At 55.9% G+C, this 19,596-nt stretch carries 19 protein-coding genes; 8 read left to right on the top strand and 11 right to left on the bottom strand.

Annotated features, from left to right (window positions below; genetic code table 11):
* Positions 1–12: 12 nt before the first annotated feature.
* Positions 13–888, bottom strand: coding sequence for a polysaccharide deacetylase (locus C7433_RS01685; protein ID WP_033741691.1), 876 nt, complete (start codon positions 886–888; stop codon positions 13–15).
* 19 nt (positions 889–907) lie between these two features.
* The gene (locus tag C7433_RS01680) at positions 908–2,284 is read right to left on the bottom strand and encodes an amidase family protein (protein ID WP_110267807.1); all 1,377 of its coding nucleotides are present in this window, start codon (positions 2,282–2,284) and stop codon (positions 908–910) included.
* A 284-nt stretch (positions 2,285–2,568) separates the two neighbouring features.
* Here C7433_RS01680 and C7433_RS01675 point away from each other — a divergent pair, with 284 nt between their 5' ends.
* Positions 2,569–3,612, top strand: coding sequence for a GntR family transcriptional regulator (locus C7433_RS01675; protein WP_039340319.1), 1,044 nt, complete (start codon positions 2,569–2,571; stop codon positions 3,610–3,612).
* Between the two features lie 122 nt (positions 3,613–3,734).
* Here C7433_RS01675 and C7433_RS01670 read toward each other — a convergent pair whose 3' ends face one another.
* The 5 genes from C7433_RS01670 to C7433_RS01650 all read right to left on the bottom strand — a co-directional run bounded on the left by C7433_RS01670 (position 3,735) and on the right by C7433_RS01650 (position 8,920).
* On the bottom strand, positions 3,735–4,385 hold the full coding sequence (locus C7433_RS01670; RefSeq protein ID WP_110267490.1) for a hypothetical protein: 651 nt from the start codon (positions 4,383–4,385) through the stop codon (positions 3,735–3,737).
* Positions 4,386–4,529: 144 nt separating this feature from the next.
* Positions 4,530–4,919 (bottom strand): RidA family protein, encoded by a 390-nt coding sequence (locus tag C7433_RS01665; protein ID WP_006119165.1) that lies wholly within the window; start codon positions 4,917–4,919, stop codon positions 4,530–4,532.
* 9 nt (positions 4,920–4,928) lie between these two features.
* Entirely contained in the window at positions 4,929–6,260 is a 1,332-nt protein-coding gene (locus tag C7433_RS01660) for an FAD-binding oxidoreductase (protein WP_110267489.1), read from the bottom strand.
* A 23-nt stretch (positions 6,261–6,283) separates the two neighbouring features.
* Positions 6,284–7,756: an aldehyde dehydrogenase gene (locus C7433_RS01655; protein ID WP_110267488.1), complete on the bottom strand. Its 1,473-nt coding sequence runs from the start codon at positions 7,754–7,756 to the stop codon at positions 6,284–6,286.
* A 33-nt stretch (positions 7,757–7,789) separates the two neighbouring features.
* Positions 7,790–8,920 carry an alanine racemase gene (locus tag C7433_RS01650; RefSeq protein ID WP_110267806.1) on the bottom strand — a complete coding sequence of 377 codons (1,131 nt, stop codon included), beginning with the start codon at positions 8,918–8,920 and terminating at the stop codon, positions 7,790–7,792.
* 93 nt (positions 8,921–9,013) lie between these two features.
* On the opposite strand from C7433_RS01650, the gene C7433_RS01645 reads away from it, so the two are divergent.
* The 4 genes from C7433_RS01645 (at position 9,014) to C7433_RS01630 (ending at position 12,076) form a co-directional block, all read left to right on the top strand.
* Positions 9,014–9,928 carry a LysR substrate-binding domain-containing protein gene (locus C7433_RS01645; RefSeq protein ID WP_006119169.1) on the top strand — a complete coding sequence of 305 codons (915 nt, stop codon included), beginning with the start codon at positions 9,014–9,016 and terminating at the stop codon, positions 9,926–9,928.
* 334 nt (positions 9,929–10,262) lie between these two features.
* Positions 10,263–10,826 (top strand): fasciclin domain-containing protein, encoded by a 564-nt coding sequence (locus C7433_RS01640; protein ID WP_110267487.1) that lies wholly within the window; start codon positions 10,263–10,265, stop codon positions 10,824–10,826.
* A 42-nt stretch (positions 10,827–10,868) separates the two neighbouring features.
* Positions 10,869–11,423 carry an RNA polymerase sigma factor gene (locus C7433_RS01635; RefSeq protein ID WP_110267486.1) on the top strand — a complete coding sequence of 185 codons (555 nt, stop codon included), beginning with the start codon at positions 10,869–10,871 and terminating at the stop codon, positions 11,421–11,423.
* Entirely contained in the window at positions 11,420–12,076 is a 657-nt protein-coding gene (locus C7433_RS01630; RefSeq protein WP_110267485.1) for an anti-sigma factor domain-containing protein, read from the top strand. The genes C7433_RS01635 and C7433_RS01630 overlap by 4 nt, the downstream gene beginning before the upstream one ends.
* A 45-nt stretch (positions 12,077–12,121) precedes the next feature.
* Here the strand turns inward: C7433_RS01630 and C7433_RS01625 are convergent, their stop codons facing one another.
* The gene (locus C7433_RS01625) at positions 12,122–13,765 is read right to left on the bottom strand and encodes a methyl-accepting chemotaxis protein (protein WP_110267484.1); all 1,644 of its coding nucleotides are present in this window, start codon (positions 13,763–13,765) and stop codon (positions 12,122–12,124) included.
* A gap of 828 nt (positions 13,766–14,593) precedes the next feature.
* Here C7433_RS01625 and kup point away from each other — a divergent pair.
* Positions 14,594–16,462 (top strand): low affinity potassium transporter Kup, encoded by a 1,869-nt coding sequence (kup, locus tag C7433_RS01620; RefSeq protein WP_033741705.1) that lies wholly within the window; start codon positions 14,594–14,596, stop codon positions 16,460–16,462.
* 59 nt (positions 16,463–16,521) lie between these two features.
* Here kup and C7433_RS01615 read toward each other — a convergent pair whose 3' ends face one another.
* Positions 16,522–17,145 (bottom strand): FMN-binding negative transcriptional regulator, encoded by a 624-nt coding sequence (locus C7433_RS01615; protein WP_054633744.1) that lies wholly within the window; start codon positions 17,143–17,145, stop codon positions 16,522–16,524.
* A 97-nt stretch (positions 17,146–17,242) separates the two neighbouring features.
* Here C7433_RS01615 and C7433_RS01610 point away from each other — a divergent pair, with 97 nt between their 5' ends.
* Positions 17,243–17,659 carry a GFA family protein gene (locus C7433_RS01610; protein ID WP_006119187.1) on the top strand — a complete coding sequence of 139 codons (417 nt, stop codon included), beginning with the start codon at positions 17,243–17,245 and terminating at the stop codon, positions 17,657–17,659.
* A 5-nt stretch (positions 17,660–17,664) separates the two neighbouring features.
* Here C7433_RS01610 and C7433_RS01605 read toward each other — a convergent pair whose 3' ends face one another.
* Together C7433_RS01605 and hipB are read right to left on the bottom strand one after the other, a co-directional pair.
* Positions 17,665–18,768 (bottom strand): HipA domain-containing protein, encoded by a 1,104-nt coding sequence (locus C7433_RS01605; protein ID WP_110267483.1) that lies wholly within the window; start codon positions 18,766–18,768, stop codon positions 17,665–17,667.
* Entirely contained in the window at positions 18,768–19,007 is a 240-nt protein-coding gene (gene hipB / locus C7433_RS01600; protein ID WP_006119197.1) for a type II toxin-antitoxin system antitoxin HipB, read from the bottom strand. The genes C7433_RS01605 and hipB overlap by 1 nt, the downstream gene beginning before the upstream one ends.
* Positions 19,008–19,120: 113 nt before the next feature.
* Here hipB and C7433_RS01595 point away from each other — a divergent pair, with 113 nt between their 5' ends.
* Entirely contained in the window at positions 19,121–19,573 is a 453-nt protein-coding gene (locus tag C7433_RS01595; protein WP_110267482.1) for a GNAT family N-acetyltransferase, read from the top strand.
* Positions 19,574–19,596: the final 23 nt, after the last annotated feature.

The following is a 19,596-nucleotide window of genomic DNA, read 5'->3' as shown; positions in this document are numbered from 1 at the left end:
AGAGGAAAAGGCTTAACGCGGTTGGCGCGCTAAGAAGTCGTCGGCAATTTCGTCGAAAGTGACGAAACGCACGCCCTGGTGACTCTGGATGTACTTAATCAGGCGCTCCAGCATCAGCAGCACCTGCGGACGGCCTGATACGTCGGGATGAATCGTCATGGTAAAGACGGCATAGTCGTTTTCGCGATATACCCAGTCGAACTGATCGCGCCAGATCTCCTCCAGATGGCGCGGATTGACAAAACCGTGGCTGTTCGGTGACTTCTTGATAAACATCATGGGTGGCAGATCATCCAGATACCAGTTAGCGGGGATCTCTACCAGGTCGGTCTCTTCGCCGCGCATCAGCGGCTTCATCCAGGTGTCCGGATGCTGGCTGTAGTCAATTTTGGTCCAGCTGTCGCCTACGCGAACGTAGTAAGGATGAAAGTCGTTGTGCATCAGGCTGTGATCGTATTTGATGCCTTTTTTCAGCAGCAGCTCATTGGTCACATTGCTGAATTCCCACCAGGGCGCGACGTAACCGGTTGGACGTTTACCTGCAAGCTGCGTCACCAGTTCAATACTGCGATCCAGCACCGCCTCTTCCTGCGCGGGCGTCATGGCAATCGGGTTTTCATGGCTGTAGCCATGCACGCCAATCTCGTGGCCGGCGTCAACCACCGCTTTCATCTGCGCCGGGAAGGTTTCGATTGAGTGGCCGGGAATAAACCAGGTGGTGCGCAGATTATGTTCAGCAAACATTTTCAGCAAACGCGGTGCGCCCACTTCTCCGGCGAACAGCCCGCGAGAGATATCGTCAGGGGAATCTTCCCCGCCGTAAGAGCCGAGCCAGCCGGCAACAGCATCCACATCCACACCAAATGCACATAAGATTTCTTTCGCCATCTTTTCTTCCTCTGGAGCGTTAAGCGCAGACCGAATCGTCTGCGGTAAAAAGACCTGCCAGTCGGCTGGCAGCGTGAAGAAGCCGGCGATCTTCGCCAGCCGGTAGAGAGAAAAGCAGACTGGTATGCAACCCACGGTCATCGGTACCGCTCGGCAGGGCGATGCCCGGCATATCCAGCAGACTGCCCGGCATGGTCAGGCGCAGCGTGGCCACGTTGGTCTGGGCGAACAGCGCGCTGTCCTGCATCAGCGGACCGAGTTCCGGTGCGGTATGGGCCACCGTGGGGGTGATCAGTATTGCGTCCGCCAGCTCTGCCGCCAGGGCCTGTTGCCACTGCTGACGTTGGGTCAGAAAGGTATCGAGCACGGCCGGGTCCTGCTCGCTGGCGGCAAGCAGACGTTCGCGCACTCTGGCATCCATGCGTTCTGCGTCAGGTGAGGCTAATAAGAGGCGATGCAGCAACCAGGCTTCGCGCCCACCCGGCCAGCCTTTTTCAGCGATCCAGCCAAGCGCCTGTGTAAACGCGGTAAGCGGCTGATGGTCAATGGCAAAGCCGGCCGCGTCGAGGCGATCCAGCATTCTCAGGCCGTTATCGCGAACGGCGGGCTGGCATGTCATGAGGAGCGCGTCGTCAACCCGGAAACGGGGTTCAGGAAAGGCGGTGGTATCCGGACCGCACAGGATGTCATCAAGAGCGATAGCATCCCGGACGCTGCGGCATAACGGGCCGAGTGTATCCAGCGAGCGGGCCAGCGGAAAAACGGCGTCCATGGCATAACGGCCACGGCTGGCGCGGTAGCCCGTAATGCCGCTGAATGCGGCCGGAATACGAATGGATCCGCCGGTATCGGTGCCAAACGCGATACAGGCCAGGCCTTCCGCGATTGCCCTGGCTGCCCCGCTGGACGATCCGCCCGGCGCGTGCAGGCTGCCCGCTGATGACCGGATAACCGGTGTACCAAACGCGGGATTCAGGCCGAGTCCGGAAAACGCAAATTCGCTGAGATTGGTTTTGCCGATCGTGACCATGCCCGCCGCCGCGCACCGGGCAACGACGGGTGCATCCTGTCGGGCGGGCGAAACGTGTTCCCGGGTGGCCGAACCGGCGGTGGTCTGGCAGTCCTGAAGGTCGAACAGGTCTTTCCAGGCCACCGGAATTCCATCCAGTGGACTCAACGGCTGGCCCTGCCGCCAGCGCTGCATTGAGGCTTCGGCCTCTTCACGGGCGCGCGCCGGGGTGAGCGAAATAAACACCGAAGGTACATTTTCTGCGGCGGTCAGGCAGGCCTCAGTAAACGCCAGGGGTGAAAGGCGGTGCTGTGCATAAAGCGCACTGATTCCCAGCGCATCGATCTGACCCTGAATGTATAACTGACGGACGGTTTCTGGCTGCACACGCTTACCTTTAAATGTATATTGCAATTTAATGTACATTTGAAGATAGCAATAACGATGCCAGGAAAAGGACTGTTAAGTTACATATTTGTGATCTTATCGATCATTAAATAATTTAAATCAGCAATAACAAAAACTTAAATTGGGAGTGGTGACGGACATTTGTGCAGGCTGAGTAAAATCCTGTCTTTGTATTAAATGTACTAATTTATTTATGATCCATTTTAGAGCGCTGTGCACTAACGCAGTGCTGTGCGTGGGCAGCCGTCGTTATTTCCTCAGATGTGATAATCTGGCGGGCAGGATGGGAGCGGAAAAAGACAATGCGAAACATAATGAATGGAGCAGACATGGATGACGCCGGTTCTGCGCGTTATGAAATCATCCGCCAGGTGCTGCTTAACGTGCTGCAGCAAAACGCTGTTCCTAAAGGCCTGGTGTTGCTGGAAGGTCCGTTAGCACAGCTGTTCGGCACCAGCCGCGTGCCGGTCAGGCGGGCGTTAAGTATGCTGCATGAAGAAGGCTGGATTGCCCGCTTTGAAGGCCGGGGCTTTATCGTGGCCCGTGACGACGAAGACGTCGAACCCGTGCGCATTGCCCTGACGCGCGAACTGTTGGGGCTGGCGCATCATGAGGAACTGGTCGACACCCGCAGTACGGGTGAAAAAGTGCTGGAGCACCTCCAGGGTGTGCTGTCGACCGCGATGATCTTTGGTTGCTATCAGGTGGATGAGCAGGACGCGGCACACTATTACACCACCAGCCGGGGCGTGATTCGTGAGAGCTTAATGCGCCTGCGTGATAAAGGCCTGGTGGAAAAAGAACCCTATTCCCAGTGGCTTACCGGTCCGTTAACGGCGCGCGAGCTGGGCGACCATTTTGAAATCCGGGCCAATCTTGAACCCGCAGCGCTGCGTAAAGCAGGCGAACGGCTGGACGTCGACTGGCTGAAGTCGCGGCTGGATAACGCGAAAAAATCGCAGGGTAAGCAGTTAACGGCCATTGAACTGGAAACCCTGGAAGAAGATTTGCACATTCGCTGCCTGGAGCCTGCCGGTAACAAGCTGATGATGCAGATACTGCGACAACACCAGTCGCCCTTTATCGTCACGCGCATTTTCTATGACCTGCTGCGTATCCCTGTCGACAGTGCCATGCTGGATGAACACTGCCTGGTCTATGAATTTTTGCTGAAACGGAACTGGGAACTGGCGGCCGCCTGCATGAAGGATCATCTGGAGCGCGCGCAGGTTCGCACGTTGCAGCGGCTGAAAGTGTTATCTGTGCTGCCTGTTCCGGCCTTTCCGGATTTTATGGCACGGCGCTAGTCGCTTATAAAGGTGACGCTGTCACGTAAAAAGCGACGTCTTCTCCTCCTGTCATACTAGCCCGTCACCGGTTCCCTCTTCAGCGCTGAACGCGTCATGTCGGACAGGGTGACTCAGCCTCTTTACCGACGCGCGTAAAACGCTTGAAAAACAGTCACCGGTGCGCTGACCGCCAGCGGCTGAAGCGGAAAACCGGTCGCCAGGCGGGAAGGATGAAACTCGACCTGAATATGTTGATACAAGTGCGACGCACGTTCTGCTCTGAGGCTGCCGTCCCAGCGCAAAAACTGTCCCCAAAGCGGCATATTACGGTAGCGGTCCGTGACCGGCATGGCCGAACGCAGGTACGCGGGCGGAAACAGCCGACGATAGCGGTGATGATGGTAGAGCCACGACAGCCCACGAAGGGTTTTTATCGCGGGCGTGAGAGTCACTATCTGTGCCAGTAAACCGCACAATTCGCGCTGACGCGCGGCGACCTCGCTGTCACACAGGGGCGAAACCGTTCCGTCAGTGCTGTCAAAATGAATGCGTGCGGACCGATCCGTTTCCAGACTGAATGAGAAACAGCCCGAACGCCCCACCATATCGGGTGGGGCAACAGGCGGCCGGGATTGCCAGACAGCCAGCGTATACTCAGCATCTTTATCGGGGTTGTGCCGCAGGCCGCGAATATAGTCTGACCAGGCGGGAAGCTTACGATCGAACCGCCGCCCGCACCCCAGACGAATAAAAATGTTCGTGTAATCCATAATCGCGTTGGCCAGCGGCATGCCTGTGCCTGACGCCACCCAGCTCGCGAAACCGGTATCCTGAAGAATTCAGCGGTGAGCTTCATGCCTGGCGGCCTTCTCCTGATGAGCATATGCGCATTTTACCATCCCTTACGGCGACGCGCCGCGGGCAAAGCGCGCCGTTCAACGCGTCTGCACCGCCGTCGCTTCAATCTCTAACAGGACACCATAATGCAGTCCGGAAACCGGCACCACAGCGCGGGCGGGTTTCCAGCTCCCCAGCCACTGCGCGTAAAGCGCATTAAAATCATCCCATAATGCGATGTCAGCCAGATAGACTCTGACCATCACCAGTTGTGATCGGGTAAGATTCTCCTGGCGCAGGCAGGTATCCAGACTGGCAAAGACCTGCAGGACCTGATCGGCAAAGGGCGCGGCGCTGAGCATCTCCCCTGCGGGCGTGGCCGGTAACAGACCCGAAATAAACATCATTCCTGCCCCCAGACAATAGTGGGAGTAATGACCGGGATGCGGCTGATCATTGATATCACGCGCCTGCAATCGCTGAAGCATATTTTCTCCTTACATCATACCGGGTTGTTTCAGGGCGCTGCCATCGCGGAAACGACTGTAACGGAACGCCGTGGGGTCCACGATGGGATCATCACCGGTCACCAGATCGGCCGTCAGGCGGCCGGCACCGGGCCCGATGCCAAAGCCATGCCCACTGTAGCCCGCCGACAGAACCAGACCGGGAAGCTGTGGCACGGTGGAGATGACCGGTATATCGTCAGGCATACAGTCGATGACGCCGCCCCAGGCCTGCGTGACTCGCAGCCCGGCCAGCGCAGGATACTCACGGCCGATGGCCATCAGCCCCTTTTCCACCACGCCGTCCGACACCGTCGGGTCCAGAATGCGGATTTTTTCAAAGGGAGACGGGCGCTCCATTGACCAGCGCGCCAGCGACTCCGGTCCCTGTAAAAAGGAGGTCAGGCGGATTTTGGTTTCCAGATTGAGCCGACGTGCTTTGTATAACGGGAAGAACTGACGGGCATATTTCAGCCCCTGAATGCCGGGCTCAAGACGACCCGTGCCGGACAGTGCGATGGTATAACCGCCGTCCGATCGTGGCCGACAGGCAAACGCATCCGTATAGAAAGGCCGGGTAATCACCTGTTCGACGGGATAAGTACGAAACGCACTGCCGATGACATTACCCGCAGGTAAATCGATGCCGTGCCGACGACAAAACAGCGATGTCCAGGCACCTGCGGCGCAGACCACGCGCGAGGTTTTAATCAGACCTCTTTCCGTGATCACCCCGCTCACCTGACCTGCCGAAATATCCAGCCCGCGCACCGCACAGCGCTGAAACAGAAAGGCGCCTTTTTTCACCGCCGCCTCCATCAGGCCTGGCGCGGCGAGTGCGGGATCGGCATAACCGTCATCGGGTGAATGCACGCCGCCTTTCCACGCTGTGCGGCTACCGGGCGTCATGGCTTTTGCCTCTGCGGCATTGAGAATCTGGCTACGAATGCCGTATTGCTTCGCCATTTTCCCCCAGTTATCCCAGTTGCGGATGTCCTTTTCCGCGCACGTTGCATAGACCAGCCCGGTGGCGCGGAATCCCACGTCCATGCCGATTTCCTTGCTCAGTTCATGCCAGCGTTGCAGCGCATGCAGGATCAGCGGGATCTCCCGTTCATCCCGGTTAAGCTGGCGGCACCAGCCCCAGTTACGGCTTGACTGTTCAGCCCCGACCAGGCCCTTTTCGATCACCGCCACCCGATAGCCTTTTTGGGTGAGCGCCCAGCAGGTTGCCGCGCCGACAATGCCTGCCCCAATAATCACTACATCCACCGAGTCGGGAAAATGCGTACTGTTCTGAACCAGCCTGAGCGGTGCGGGCATAATATCTGCTCTCCAGCGAAAGGTTAAAAATCGATTAATACGCTTTTATAGCGCTGACAGGCCTCAAAGGCCTGGCGGCCCAGATCTTTACCAAAGCCGGATCCCTGAAAACCGCCGGTAGGGATAATGAAATCCCAGGTGCGGCGATAGCGGTTAACCCACACCGTGCCGCTGTCCAGCGCGCGCATTAAGCGCATCGCCCGTGGCATGTTCACCGTGTGGACGCCCGCGCACAGGCCAAAGACCGCATGCTGCGCCAGCGCCAGGGCTTCTTCCTCATCGGTAAAGGTCTGAATGGTCAGCACCGGTCCAAAAATCTCTTCGTGCAGCGCCACGTTATCCGGGCCGACGTTCTCCAGCAGTGTGGGCTGCCAGAACCAGCCTTCTTTCGTATTGTCGTAGCGTTTTCCACCCACCAGCACCCGCGCACCCTGAGCGACGGACTGCGCAATAATCGTGGCCACTTTTTCACCCTGGCGTGCGTCAATCAGCGGACAATACCGTGTTGACGCGTGCCAGGTCATGCCGGGCACGGGTTTCTGACAGCGTGCAATCAGCTTTTCTGTAACACGTTCAGCAATGCCTTTCTGAATAATCAAACGTGTTCCGGACACGCAGGCCTGACCGGCATTCACTGTGAATCCCAGAAAGAGGCGCTCGGCAATCTCGTCGGCGTCGCCGGCGTCATCAAAGACCAGCTGCGGGCTTTTGCCGCCCAGCTCCAGCGTGACCGGTTTAGTACCGTGCAGGGCCGCCTGGCTCATAATCGCCGCACCGGTGGCAGTGGAGCCGGTAAAGGAGACCTTGCGCACCAGCGGATGCGTTACCAGCGCATTACCGGTGACCTTGCCGCTGCCCTGGATCACATTCAGCACACCGGATGGGATCCCCGCCTGCACCGCCAGTTCGGCCAGACGGGCCGTTGAAAACGGCGTCAGTTCAGACGGCTTCAGCACCACCGCGTTACCTGCCGCCAGAGCCGGGCCGCATTTCCAGGAAGCCATTGACAGGGGAAAATTCCACGGCGTGATTGCGCCGATCACCCCATAGGGCTCAGGCACCAGCATGCCCAGGCTACTGTGCTGCGTTGGAAACACGTCACCGCTGTATTTGTCCGCGCATTCGGCATAAAAACGCAGGGCCGCCGCGGTAAAGGGCACTTCGATATTGCGTGCATCGGTGACGGGTCGGGTCGATCCGACGGCTTCCAGCTGCGCCAGGTATTCACTGTCTTTTTCGATTAAGTCTGCCCAGCGCGAGAGGGCTGCACCCCGTTCTCGTGGCGAACAACCCGACCAGCCGCTGCTGATGCGCCGTGCTTCGGCCACGGTCACGGCATCGTCGACGGTACGGGCGTCCGCCTCATGGATCTCTGCATAATGCTGACCGTCAGAAGGCCGTTTAATGCCCATAGCCTGACCGCTGGCGGATACAAATTGTCCGTCGATAAAGTGTCCGCTGGACAGGTGAACGTCATCGGGATTGAAATCAGTCATACGTGCCTCTTAAAAAAAGAAAGGAGCGGGACATCACCAGCCGGTGACGCGATGCCAGACTTCGTGTTCCCCGCTCTGGCTGTCCATCACCTGATACCGGGTGTGCATTCCGGCAGTGGCGCAGGCGTGATTGGGCAAAATCCGCAGCCGGGTCCCGAGCGAGAAATCCGTGACCTGGTGACCGCTGTCGGGCGGAATGGCGATAATGCCGTGTTCCTGATTGGTGGACGACAGCAGGAGTCCGGTGGATCGCCCTTCGCTGTCACATACCAGACCGTAGGCATAGTCGGTTTTTTGCGAGGCGGTGCCACGGTCGCGCGACATCGCCATCCAGCCTGCATCGACAAACAGCCAGCCTTTCTCAGCATTGTGGCCAATTACCGTGGTGACAACAGAAAGCGCGATATCGTCGGCGGTGCAGACGCCGAGGTTGGTCATAAACAGATCGAAAGTGGAAAACACCCCGGCGCGCACTTCCGTTACCCCGTCTAAATCCCTTACGGCATGGGCCGTGGGCGTCGATCCCACGCTCACCACCGGACAGGTCACGCCAGCCGCGCGAAGGCGCTTAGCCGCTTTGATGGCGGCCTGGCACTCCGCCCGTGCCGCCTGTGCAATCTCGTCCTGCGTACGGCAGTGATACGATTCCCCCGCGTGAGTTAACACCCCTTCGACATGCATTCCGTTCTGCTGCAAATACGCGCCAATGTCGGTCAGGTCGCTGTCGTCCGGTTTTATGCCGCCCCGATGACCATCGCAGTCAATCTCAATAAACACGCTAAAGGCCACCTGATGCTGCTGTCCGTATGCAGATACGGCCTGCGCCTGTGTCAGACTGTCGAGCAGAAGATGCACCTGGGCACCCTGACGAAGACAGGCCGCGATGCGCGGCAGCTTGTCCGGCGCAATCCCCACGGCATAAAGGATATTGCGGTAACCTGCGGCAGCAAACGCCTCGGCTTCAGCCAGTGTGGACACCGTGGCCGGTGAAGCCCGGTCACGCAGTAGCCAGGGGGCCGACTGTACCGTGCGTAGCGTTTTCAGATGGGGGCGAATCTGACAGTGCAGGCTATCAATATGATCGTAGAGCCTGCGGATATTCCGCCTGAACTTCACTTTGTCCAGCAGCAGATACGGCGTTGTCAGTGAGGGATCGTTAAGCATCATTGTCTGTCCTGAGGGGTTTACTGGATGCTCTCATCAATGCATTTAGTTTAAAATGCAGACACACCCAATTAATGATTAGGTTTGAACCTAATGATCAACAGTGACGATCTGCGGTTTTTTCAGGTGATCTCCGCCAGCGCGACCCTGGCCGCCGCCGCCCGCTATCTGGATATCACACCACCGTCCGTGACCCAGCGGCTGCAGCACATTGAACAAAAAATGGGCATCAAGCTTATTTTGCGTCCGGCAAAACGGATCATTCTGACCGACGAAGGCGAAGCGTTATTAGCACGCGCGCGGCTGATTTTGCATGAGCTGGACCAGCTACAGGATGTGATTGACCAGACCCGAAACCGGATAAGCGGCACGTTGCGGGTACTGGCTCCGCTGGGATTTGGCTCGGAATATATCGCGCCCTTGCTCTCCGATTATGTTGACCAGCATCCCGATCTCAGCGTGGATCTGATGCTGTCAGATAACCCGAACTGGATGCAGGCCGATAAATGGGACGTGGCGATCTATATTGGCAACCTGCGGGACTCGTCGTTGTACAGCACCCGAATTGCACCTAACCGCCGCGTGCTGTGCGCTTCGCCGGATTATCTGCAGCGCCACGGTGTGCCCACGCATCCCGCTGAACTCACGCAGCACCACTGTCTGGTTATCCGTGAAAATGCTGAGGACGTGACTCGTTGGGTGTTTGCGCATCAGCATGACCCGGTCACCGTCAAAATTACGCCCCGTCTGGCAAGTAACGATGGTCGGGTGATTAAACGCTGGGCGCTGCAAGGCAAAGGGATTATGGTGCGCTCAATCTGGGACATCAGCAGTGAAATTAAACAGGGGCGACTGGTCCCACTCCTGCCTGAATTTATGCTGCCGCCCGCCGACATTGCCGCGCTGACCAGCATGCCAGAAATCAAACGCCTGCCCCGTACTCAGGGCTTTATTACGTTACTGAAAACCACCTTTAGTGCGCCGCCGTGGATGCAGAACGAACAGTAAGCCACAGGTCTTGTTGGGGGGACAGGTGTGCTTCGCGGTCCATAAGGCTAATCAGTCCCTCACGCCAGCTGTTGCGAACGGCATGAGGTCTGAAGCACACAGGAAACGGGTTGAGTGTGCTTGAATCGCTTTGTGTTAGTGACGGTATCGCCTGGCCGGACAGCCCGTGAAAATTGTGCTTAAACGGCCAGGCGTGCTTGACCGTACCCGTGCGCCCGCCTCCAGCGGATAAATCTTCGTAAAAAAAATTATTTTTTTCTGCATCCAGTGACGACCCTGCTCTCGTATCTCTCTTTGCAAGACACTTACCCACTCTCTCTTATGAGGATTTACGATGAAAAAGTTCTTCGCTGTTGCCGTAGTTTCAAGCGCATTCCTGTTTACTGCCACCTCATTTGCCGCAATGGAGTCGGGCTCCGTGATGGTCGGTGGCGCTGCGATGTACCCTCAGAAAAATATCGTTGAGAATGCGGTGAATTCGAAAGATCACACCACGCTGGTGGCGGCGGTGAAGGCGGCCGGTCTGGTTGACACACTACAGGGTAAAGGGCCGTTTACCGTCTTTGCCCCAACCAATGCCGCGTTCGCGAAACTGCCCGCCGGTACCGTCGATAATCTGCTTAAGCCAGAAAACAAAGCGCAGTTGACCAGCGTCCTGACCTACCATGTTGTGGCAGGCAAATACGACATGAAAGCGCTGGAGAACAAGATTAAGCAAGGCGGCGGTCATGCTGAACTGAAAACCGTTAACGGCCAGCCGTTGTGGATTATGAATAATGGCCCACACAATATTCAGCTGAAAGATGCACAGGGTAACGTGGCCAATATCAGTACGTATGACGTCAACCAGAAAAACGGCGTGATAGATGTGATTGATACCGTATTAATGCCGAAGTAATTCTCTATACTCAAACGGAAAATCACATCATTCAGGATGATTATGGACAAGGTGCGGACAGTGGAGCAGGTAACCCTGATGCAGGCGATCGTGAAAGGCGATCGCCTGGCGTTCGAAAAACTGTATCGGCAAACCTCGCCGCACCTTTTTGCCATTGCCTTACGGATGTTACGCCACCGCCCCTGGGCGGAAGAAGTGCTGCATGACTGCTTTCTCACCATCTGGAGCAAAGCGGAGACCTATGATCCAGCGCTGAGCGCGCCGATGACCTGGATGACGCAGATCGTTCGTCATCGTTGTATTGACTGGTTACGTAGCGGACAGGCGCGCATGGCCAGTACAGAAGAACCGCATGATGATGCCCTGCTGGTCGTCGATACCGACGAACCGGACAGCAGGCCCGATGATGCCCAGGCTGCGCGCCTGCGTCGCTGTATGGAAAACCTTAGCAGCGAGCAACGGCAGAGCGTTACGCTGGCCTATTATCAGGGCATGTCACACAGCGATATTGCTCACTGGCTACAGCAGCCGGTAGGTTCGGTGAAAAGCTGGATCCGCCGTGCCATGGCCCACCTTCGGGAATGTGTCGGACTATGAACAGACAACAACGTGACGACGCACTCTCTGCCGAGTACGCCATTGGTACGCTGCGTGGCCCCGCCCGGTTACGCTTTCAGACGCGCCTGCTGACCGAGCCAGAGCTGGCCGAACAGGTTGCCAAATGGCAAACGTTACTCGCTGGGCTGGACAGTCAACTGATACCCGAAATCCCGCCGGATCGGGTCTGGAAGAAAATTGCCCTGAATCTGCCCGCAAAACCCTCTGCCCGCCCTGCCCGCCCTGCCCGCCGCGCCGCACTGGGCTGGATGGTAGCGGCGGCCATTGCGGTCCTTGCCCTTTTTTCCTGGCGCATGTTTTACGTGCCAGAGTTTACCCCGCTTACCGTCATGAGTGACGCTCAGCAACACAGCCAATGGGTGGTCAGCGCCGACCACGATTTAACCCAGTTACGGGTGACGCCATTGCAGCCTGTAACGGCTGACAGCCACACCAGCCTGCAGTTATGGCTGATTCCAACAGGCAGTCGTCCCATTTCGCTGGGGTTACTTAACGCTGAACAAGCCACCCAACTGGCACTGAAACGGCAAGATTCCCTGAAAAACGCGGTGGTCGCCATCAGCCGGGAGCCGCGGGGCGGCTCACCGACCGGGCAACCCACCGGGCCCGTACTTTACAGTGGTAAAATATAGGCCCGACACGCAGTGACAGGACTGCCACTGCGTGTCACCGACATATCAGAAATGTTGCCAGTTTGCGTCCTGATTTGATGCCGATGCGGTCGCCATCGCGAAGGCGGGTTTGAGCGGCGCCACCGTGCGCGCCTGTACAGCGGGAGCCTCGGTCAGCACGAAGGCGGCAACAAGATCATTCAGTGCGCCTGCCTGATCCATCAGCGAGCGCGATGCTGATGACGCTTCCTGCACCAGCGCGGCGTTCTGTTGCGTAACGTCATCCATCTGATGCACAGCCTGATGGACCTGACTGATGCCCAGCGACTGCTCCTGAGACGCAATGGCAATCTCATCAACCAGATCGGTGACCTGGCGAATTGCATCATTCATGCGCCCCATATTTTCCCCGACCTGCTCTGCCTGGCTGACGCCCGTTGCCACATAACGCATCGACGATTCGATCAGATCTTTAATCTCCCGTGCGGAGGCCGACGAGCGTTGGGCAAGATTACGCACTTCACCGGCCACCACGGCAAAGCCACGCCCCTGCTCGCCGGCACGGGCGGCCTCAACGGCGGCGTTGAGTGCCAGGATATTGGTCTGAAACGCCACACCTTCAATCAGCGCGATGATGGCGGTGATTTTCTCCGAACTCTGTTTAATATCGGTCATGGTGCCTAACATGGTGTGCACTTTGTCAGAGCTGTCACTGGATATCTCACGCGCGTTTTTAGACAACTGGCTGGCAAGACGGGTATTTTCAGCCGTCTGACGAACCGTTTCGCTCAGTTCAGACATGCTGGCCGCCGTTTCCTCAAGCGACGCGGCCTGCTGTTCGGTTCGTGAGGAGAGATCTTCGTTACCGGCTGAAATTTGCGACGAGGCCGTGCTGACCGAGTGGGCGGACCGTTCGACGGCAGACAAAGACTGCGCCACATTCTCCACCAAAGCATTAAATGCTTTTGCCGTTAACCCGATTTCATCTTTACGTGCGTCATCGGCACGCAGCGTTAAATCAAGCCGCTCGCTGGCGTGCTCCATGGTTGTGCGCATACCATTCAGATGGCGACGAATGCTTAATATAGTACGAACAGATAACGCGCCCAATATCAGGATAATGACGCTGGAACCGGCGATTAAGGCCCATAAGGTTTGATGATAAACGCGGTTATTCTCTTTTTGAAAAGCCGCGCCCACCTGCACATTAAACTGCAGTTGGTTTTGATAACTCTCAATAAGATCACGGATAGACTGCCCCACACCGTCCGGGCCTTGCAAGGCGGAAAGAGAATGAGCGTCATCATGCGAACGCGAGTATTCAAGGAAGGCAGGTAAGCGCGTCTGGATCTGTTTAATCAGTGCCAGCGCATGTTCACTTAACTGCTTATCCTGATCGTTGGTAATTTCATTTTTTAAATAGAACAGGGTCAGGCCTTTCAGCGTATCCATCTTCGCAGCGATTTCTTTTTCGAACTCAACCTGCTTAGCCGAATCTTTGGCACTCTGGTGGCGGTAAAGCGATACGTTAACCCGATTACTGCCGTTGACCATTTTATCAAGGTCTACAATTGAAGGTAGCGTGTTGTCTTGCACGTACTGAAAACGCGACTGAAAGCCTGCTAACACCATGATGACGATCACTACCATCGCGACCATGGCGGCGGAGAGTAGAGAAAACGTCAGGAAAAGTCGCTGTGTAATAGTCATATTAAAACCCCGAATATTAAGACGGTAATTCTGTAAGTAATGCTGAATAACGCCAGCAATAAATATATCGACGCTTCAGGCATTAGCATTAATGTCAGATGGTGCTGTGTCGCAACGATATCAGGACAAAACGTTTATTTTCATAAAAACAGATTAGCCCGCTGAATGAGAGTTTGACTATTAAAGGCAGAAATGAAAAATAAAAAGAAGAAGTGATAATGATTAAAAATAAACGAAATTTATTTTCAGCCATCGTTTATCCAACCTTATTTAAAACGACGCACGACATTAATCAGTAAAAGTTGGCTAAAGACAGCGCAAAATCGTCTTCATCCCCTGCCCACGACACCGTATTTGTCTTTTATTTTTTGAAATTAATTAGCCTTAAAAAATCGCCTGCCGCATTAATCATAAATAAGGACTATTAAAAAATATTTTTTTAAAACGGCAGAGGCTGCGTGGTGTTTCCTGTACGGGCTGATTACACTTTGAGGAACTGTTCTGAGCGTGCTCGGACGCGTCCGCATGCTGTTACGAGGGAGGCAGCGTTGAGATGAGACCTTATCCGCGTGTGTTGACCTGGCAGGCGAATCACGCGTCAGGGGGAAACGGTAGCGGTAAAGGGTCAGCGTCAGGCCTCACTGCCGGATAAATCGACAGTTGTATAAAAATGCCGTAAAAATAAAGCGTAAAGCTGTAAAAATGCAGTACATAACATCACCAGCTACTCCCTAATTCACAGCAAAACGCGTAATGTCATGCTCAGCGTCAACCGGTGTAACTGTCGGTTTGAAGCTTATGATGACGTGAAATACAACAGGACATTAAATGGCCCAGTCTGAAAAGCAATCCCTTCCAGCCGGTATGCTGGCAGCAGCAGGGATCGTATTTGGTGATATCGGTACCAGCCCGCTTTATACCTTAAAAGAGTGTCTTTCTATCCTTCCTTCTGGCGCGGTCACCGAAGAAGCCGTGATGGGCTTTCTGTCGCTGATCTTCTGGGGACTGATGCTGATTGTGACGGTAAAATATGTCATGTTCATCATGCGCGCCGATCACGATGGCGAAGGGGGAATACTGACCTTAATGTCGCTGGCCCGGCAAAATGTTGGCGCCACGCTCAGCCGCGTCATTGTGCTTGCCGGTTTGACGGGCGGCGCCTTTTTTTACGGCGACGGCATTATCACGCCGGCCATCTCAGTGCTGTCTGCCGTTGAGGGGATCGAGGTTGTTGCACCCGCGCTGGATCGCTATATCGTGCCGCTGGCTGTGGTGATTCTGACTCTGTTATTTGTGATTCAAAAACACGGCACTGAACGGGTCAGCCGCGTCTTTGGGCCGATTATGCTGGTGTGGTTTATCACCCTGGCGATACTGGGCGTGCACGGAATTCTGATGAATCCCCATGTTCTTCATGCGCTCAACCCGGCATTTGCGCTGAAATTTCTGCTGAATCATGAAGCCCTCTCTTTCGCAGCTTTGGGCATGGTGGTACTGGCGGTGACCGGTGCGGAGGCCCTGTATGCTGACATGGGACATTTGGGGAAAACCCCCATCAGGCTGGCGTGGCTGATCATTGCCCTGCCTGCTCTGGTGCTGAACTATTTCGGTCAGGGGGCGCTGGTGCTGGCCAGTCCTGCCGCGATACAAAACCCATTTTATATCCTGGCCCCGGTCTGGGCGCAGATTCCGTTAATCATCCTGTCGACGCTGGCCACCGTTATTGCGGCTCAGGCGATCATTAGTGGGGTTTATACCCTGACACATCAGGCAATTCGTCAGGGCTTTTTGCCGCCGATGCGCGTCATTTTCACCTCGGCAACCGAATCGGGACAAATCTACATTCCGGTAGTGAACTGGTTACTTTTCGGTGCGGTGACCGTCGTCATCCTGGCCTTCCGTCAGTCCTCGGCACTCTCTTCGGCGTACGGTATCGTGGTGACCGGCACCATGGTTCTGACAGCCTGCCTGGCCGGTATCGTCGCCTTTAAAAACTGGAAATGGCCGCTGCCCGTGGCGCTGGTTTTCCTGCTCTGCATGTTGGCGATCGACGTTCCGTTGTTTATTTCCAACCTGATGAAACTGCTGTCGGGCGGCTGGGTTCCCGTGTTGCTGGCGATGACGATGCTGATGCTGATGCTGATTTGGAGCGGAGAGCGTTCAAGGCTCATTCGTCGTCTGACTGACGATCCCGTCAGGTTAAAAGCCCTGATTAGCTCGCTGGAGGCTTCGCCCCCGATGCGGGTTGGCGGTACGGCAATTTTTCTGACCCGCAAAGAGTATGAAATTCCGCAGGCGCTGCTGCATAACCTGAAACACAACCGGGTGCTGCATGAGCGGACGGTTCTTCTGCATATCAAAACGGTTGACCTGCCGCGTGTTCATAACCAGAAGCGCATCGCGCTACGTCAGCTTTCGCCGTCCTTCTGGCAGGTGACGGCCGAATACGGCTGGCATGAACGGCCTTCCATGAAAGATGTGTTGCACCTGTGCGGGCTGGAAGGATTTGGCTGTACGTTAAATGAGGCGTCGTTTTTCACCTCTCACGACACGCTGGTGATGAAGAAACGACGCGGTCTGGCACATGCCCGTGGTGCCATCTTCCATTTCTTCCAGCGCAATGCGTTACGTGCCCATGAACAGTTTATGATCCCGCCAAACCGCGTCATTGAGCTGGGTGGGCAAAAAGAGTTTTGATTGACGTACCCGGGCAGCCTCTTCATGTGACGCTGCCTGGTTTATTCTCTCCTCAGCCTTTACGCGCCGTGGTGACGGGTCAGTACGTCTGGCCGGAAGCGGCTCAGCCAGTCCTGAGCAAAGCGCGCATAATCCGCATACGCACCGCCCTGGGCAGCCAGTTGCTGGAAAACATTAAGCTGTTCGGGTGGACGGCGATGCTGCCCAAGCTTCAGCGTGCCGCTGATGTGGCTAATCTCTATCCTGACACCGGTGATGCCCTGCATCAGTTTTTGTTGATAATCATCGGGAAGCCGTTGTTTATCCTGCCTCAGGCCCGGTTGAAACGCGGCTAACATTCTGTCCAGCGACTGGCCCAGTTCCGCCTGCGTCATCAGCCTGCTGATGCCTTTCACGCTGACGGCGGCATAGTTCCAGGTTGGAACGGCAGGTGACGCCAGATAGTAATCCGTACTGATAAAGGCATGCGGACCCAGAACGCTCAGCAGGCACGGCTGCTGCGCCAGCGCAACCCGTTGCGGATTATTGCGTGCCAGATGTGTTTCAAGAACGTTTTCACCGTTGAAGCAAAACGGAATATGGCTGATTTGCAGATCGCTGCTCACCAGCGTTCCAAACATGTGCTGCGTGAGAAAATGTCTGCACTCTTCCGGCGTCATGCTGGTGTCTTTTACGTTAAGCATTCACAATATCCTGGCTGAATTCCCTTTCGTCTTTATGCCATTAACCCCTCACCTCTGTCACGCTGCGAAACGTGACAGGATGAAAAAGGAGCAAGCGATGACAGAAATCACTTCAGGACAGTGCCACTGTGGTGCGGTTGCGTTTACTGTTGAACTGCTGGATGGACTGAATACGGCCCGACGCTGTAACTGTTCATTTTGCCGGATGCGCGGTGCCGTGGTGGTGTTTGCCCCTGCTTCGGGGCTGACGATCCACAAAGGGAAAGCGGCGCTGAGTGAATACCGCTTTAATTCCGGACAGGCGGTGCATTATTTCTGCTCGGTTTGTGGTATTTACACCTTCCACCAGAGCCGCTCTAATCCCGAACAGTTCGGGGTTAACGCGGCGTGCCTGACAGGCGTTTCCCCTTTTGATTTCGCCTCCGTTCCCGTGACGGATGGCATGAACCATCCCAAAGATGGGGGCAAAGGCGGCGTGGCGGGACATCTGATTTACCAGCCGGAAACGTCATGATCCCTTCAGGTCAGCGAACGGACCTGTTCGAGCATCAGCAATGAATGGCTGAAAATCGCATCGGCCACCACCAGAGAAACCTCTTCTGGCAGGCTGTCACGTACCCGGATCATCGCAGCCGGTAAAGCAGACACAAAGCCATTCAGGATAGCGTGCATCTGCTCCTCACTGAACCGCACGCTGCGGGCACTGGCCAGAAAGTGTGAGGGCGCGATCTGCGTGATGCGATGCAGCTTGCCCGCCGGGCCAGTGACACCAAGAGGTAACTGGATGTCATCGCGGTCCATTTTGCGCTGAGAGCGCGCGGGCCAAGCGGAGACCAGACAACGAAACGGTGCCAGCCGAAAACTCCCCTCGCGCTCGATGAACAATCTGATATGTCGGGCATCCAGACTGGTGATGCCTGTTAACCACTGAAATACCAGGCAACGCATTATCGCTTCGCGATCGGTAAGCGCGCTGCGCGATCCCATCAGTAATCCCATCAGTGCCTCAAGGCCCGGACCGCCCGATTGTTCATGACTGCATGCGGGCGGGAATCCCAGCGCCTGGCACAGGTTTTCGGTGGGAAGGCGGTAGCACTGCGTCCGGTCCGCATTCCAGCGACGGTCGTCACGCGTGATGCACAATTGCCAGCCCCCGCCTTCCTGGCGAAGCGGCCTGGCATCCGGTACAGGCAGGCCCAATTCACGCGCCAGCGCAAGACACAGAAAGGCGTTGTCGCTGTCGGCATGTGCGCTGGCCATATCGGACATTATGGATTCGTCATCCAGCTCAACGGGCTGCTGGTTTACCGGCAGCATGATAAGTGCACCCGGTAACCGGTATCCCACTTTTTGCAATACGGCGAAAACCCCACAGGATTTTGTCTGGAAAGCCTGGTTCTTTTCCTTTTCTGTCAATGGGATGGGGTTTGGTAGGTTTTCGAAGAAATAGCTCACCCTGACTGAGTGGTGGGCGGCACGTTGCAGCGGCAGTGACAGTGAGAGAGGCCGGGTGAGCGGATGCTGAAGCCAGCTGGCAGCGTACTGGAAGCTCAGCGTCCCGTCATGATGCTGCATTAACGTTCCGACCCGCTCACCGTTCATCCAGGCGATGAGTTTTGCCATTACCAGGCATCCTCCGCTAGCGTGGTCGGGGGCGTTTTGATCTGCAGCGCCAGAGCAATATCCAGCGCCTGCAAAATTTTAAACAGCGTTTCCAGTGAGGTAGACTCAGGATAATTTTCAAAATGAGACAGCGTTGCCTGTTTCAGGCCCACGCGTTTGGCCAGGTCGGTTTGGGTCCAGCCCTGCTGCTGGCGCAGGCGTTTCAGCTGATTGGCTAACTGCCGGGGACTGTAAATCATCTTGCGCGCTCCATCATTCATCAGAATTTATCCCTTGAAGGGGATATGTATAGCGTAGATGCCCCTTTTGATAACGGCAATATTATCCCTTACAGGGGATATAAGGACAAAAAATGAGCAGACCCGTTAACACCACTTTTTCGCTGACCGTGACTCACACGCTGAGTGAGCAGGACAAGCAGGATCTCTTTACCGGGCTGCGTGCCTGGAATCATCAGTTTATTGACACGGCGTTATGGGGACCGCTGTCGGTCATGTGTCGTCACGATCAGGGGCCGTTACAAGGCGGGCTGGCTGGCAGCATTAAAGGCTGCTGGCTGTGTATTGATTACCTGTGGGTCAGTGAAGCCCAACGTGGTGCGGGCCTGGGCGGTGAGCTGATTCGTGCTGCGGAACAGGCGGCTGTGGCCAGAGGCTGCCACAGCGCACAAGTGGATACCTTTAGCTTTCAGGCCCTGCCCTTTTACCAGAAACAGGGCTATGTCCTGAAAATGTCGCTGCCGGATTTTCCCGAAGCCGGTATGCAGCGTCATTACCTGACGAAAACGTTGTGCGAGCACACCTAAACTCGCCTGCCCATCCGCTTAAT

The sequence above is a fragment of the Pantoea sp. PNA 03-3 genome (assembly GCF_003201175.1).
Classification (GTDB): Bacteria; Pseudomonadota; Gammaproteobacteria; order Enterobacterales; family Enterobacteriaceae; genus Pantoea; species Pantoea stewartii.
The sequence above is the reverse complement of the archived record's forward strand: the minus strand, read 5'-3'. Positions and strand labels throughout refer to the sequence as shown.

What these genes read in the sequence shown, in the direction of transcription:
- C7433_RS01685 (WP_033741691.1), bottom strand. Translation starts at nt 888, where the DNA reads ATGGCGAAAGAAATCTTATGTGCATTTGGTGTGGATGTGGATGCTGTT.
- C7433_RS01670 (WP_110267490.1), bottom strand. Translation starts at nt 4,385, where the DNA reads ATGCCGCTGGCCAACGCGATTATGGATTACACGAACATTTTTATTCGT.
- C7433_RS01665 (WP_006119165.1), bottom strand. Translation starts at nt 4,919, where the DNA reads ATGCTTCAGCGATTGCAGGCGCGTGATATCAATGATCAGCCGCATCCC.
- C7433_RS01660 (WP_110267489.1), bottom strand. Translation starts at nt 6,260, where the DNA reads ATGCCCGCACCGCTCAGGCTGGTTCAGAACAGTACGCATTTTCCCGAC.
- C7433_RS01655 (WP_110267488.1), bottom strand. Translation starts at nt 7,756, where the DNA reads ATGACTGATTTCAATCCCGATGACGTTCACCTGTCCAGCGGACACTTT.
- C7433_RS01650 (WP_110267806.1), bottom strand. Translation starts at nt 8,920, where the DNA reads ATGCTTAACGATCCCTCACTGACAACGCCGTATCTGCTGCTGGACAAA.
- C7433_RS01645 (WP_006119169.1), top strand. Translation starts at nt 9,014, where the DNA reads ATGATCAACAGTGACGATCTGCGGTTTTTTCAGGTGATCTCCGCCAGC.
- C7433_RS01640 (WP_110267487.1), top strand. Translation starts at nt 10,263, where the DNA reads ATGAAAAAGTTCTTCGCTGTTGCCGTAGTTTCAAGCGCATTCCTGTTT.
- C7433_RS01635 (WP_110267486.1), top strand. Translation starts at nt 10,869, where the DNA reads ATGGACAAGGTGCGGACAGTGGAGCAGGTAACCCTGATGCAGGCGATC.
- C7433_RS01630 (WP_110267485.1), top strand. Translation starts at nt 11,420, where the DNA reads ATGAACAGACAACAACGTGACGACGCACTCTCTGCCGAGTACGCCATT.
- C7433_RS01625 (WP_110267484.1), bottom strand. Translation starts at nt 13,765, where the DNA reads ATGACTATTACACAGCGACTTTTCCTGACGTTTTCTCTACTCTCCGCC.
- kup (WP_033741705.1), top strand. Translation starts at nt 14,594, where the DNA reads ATGGCCCAGTCTGAAAAGCAATCCCTTCCAGCCGGTATGCTGGCAGCA.
- C7433_RS01615 (WP_054633744.1), bottom strand. Translation starts at nt 17,145, where the DNA reads ATGCTTAACGTAAAAGACACCAGCATGACGCCGGAAGAGTGCAGACAT.
- C7433_RS01610 (WP_006119187.1), top strand. Translation starts at nt 17,243, where the DNA reads ATGACAGAAATCACTTCAGGACAGTGCCACTGTGGTGCGGTTGCGTTT.
- C7433_RS01605 (WP_110267483.1), bottom strand. Translation starts at nt 18,768, where the DNA reads ATGGCAAAACTCATCGCCTGGATGAACGGTGAGCGGGTCGGAACGTTA.
- hipB (WP_006119197.1), bottom strand. Translation starts at nt 19,007, where the DNA reads ATGATTTACAGTCCCCGGCAGTTAGCCAATCAGCTGAAACGCCTGCGC.
- C7433_RS01595 (WP_110267482.1), top strand. Translation starts at nt 19,121, where the DNA reads ATGAGCAGACCCGTTAACACCACTTTTTCGCTGACCGTGACTCACACG.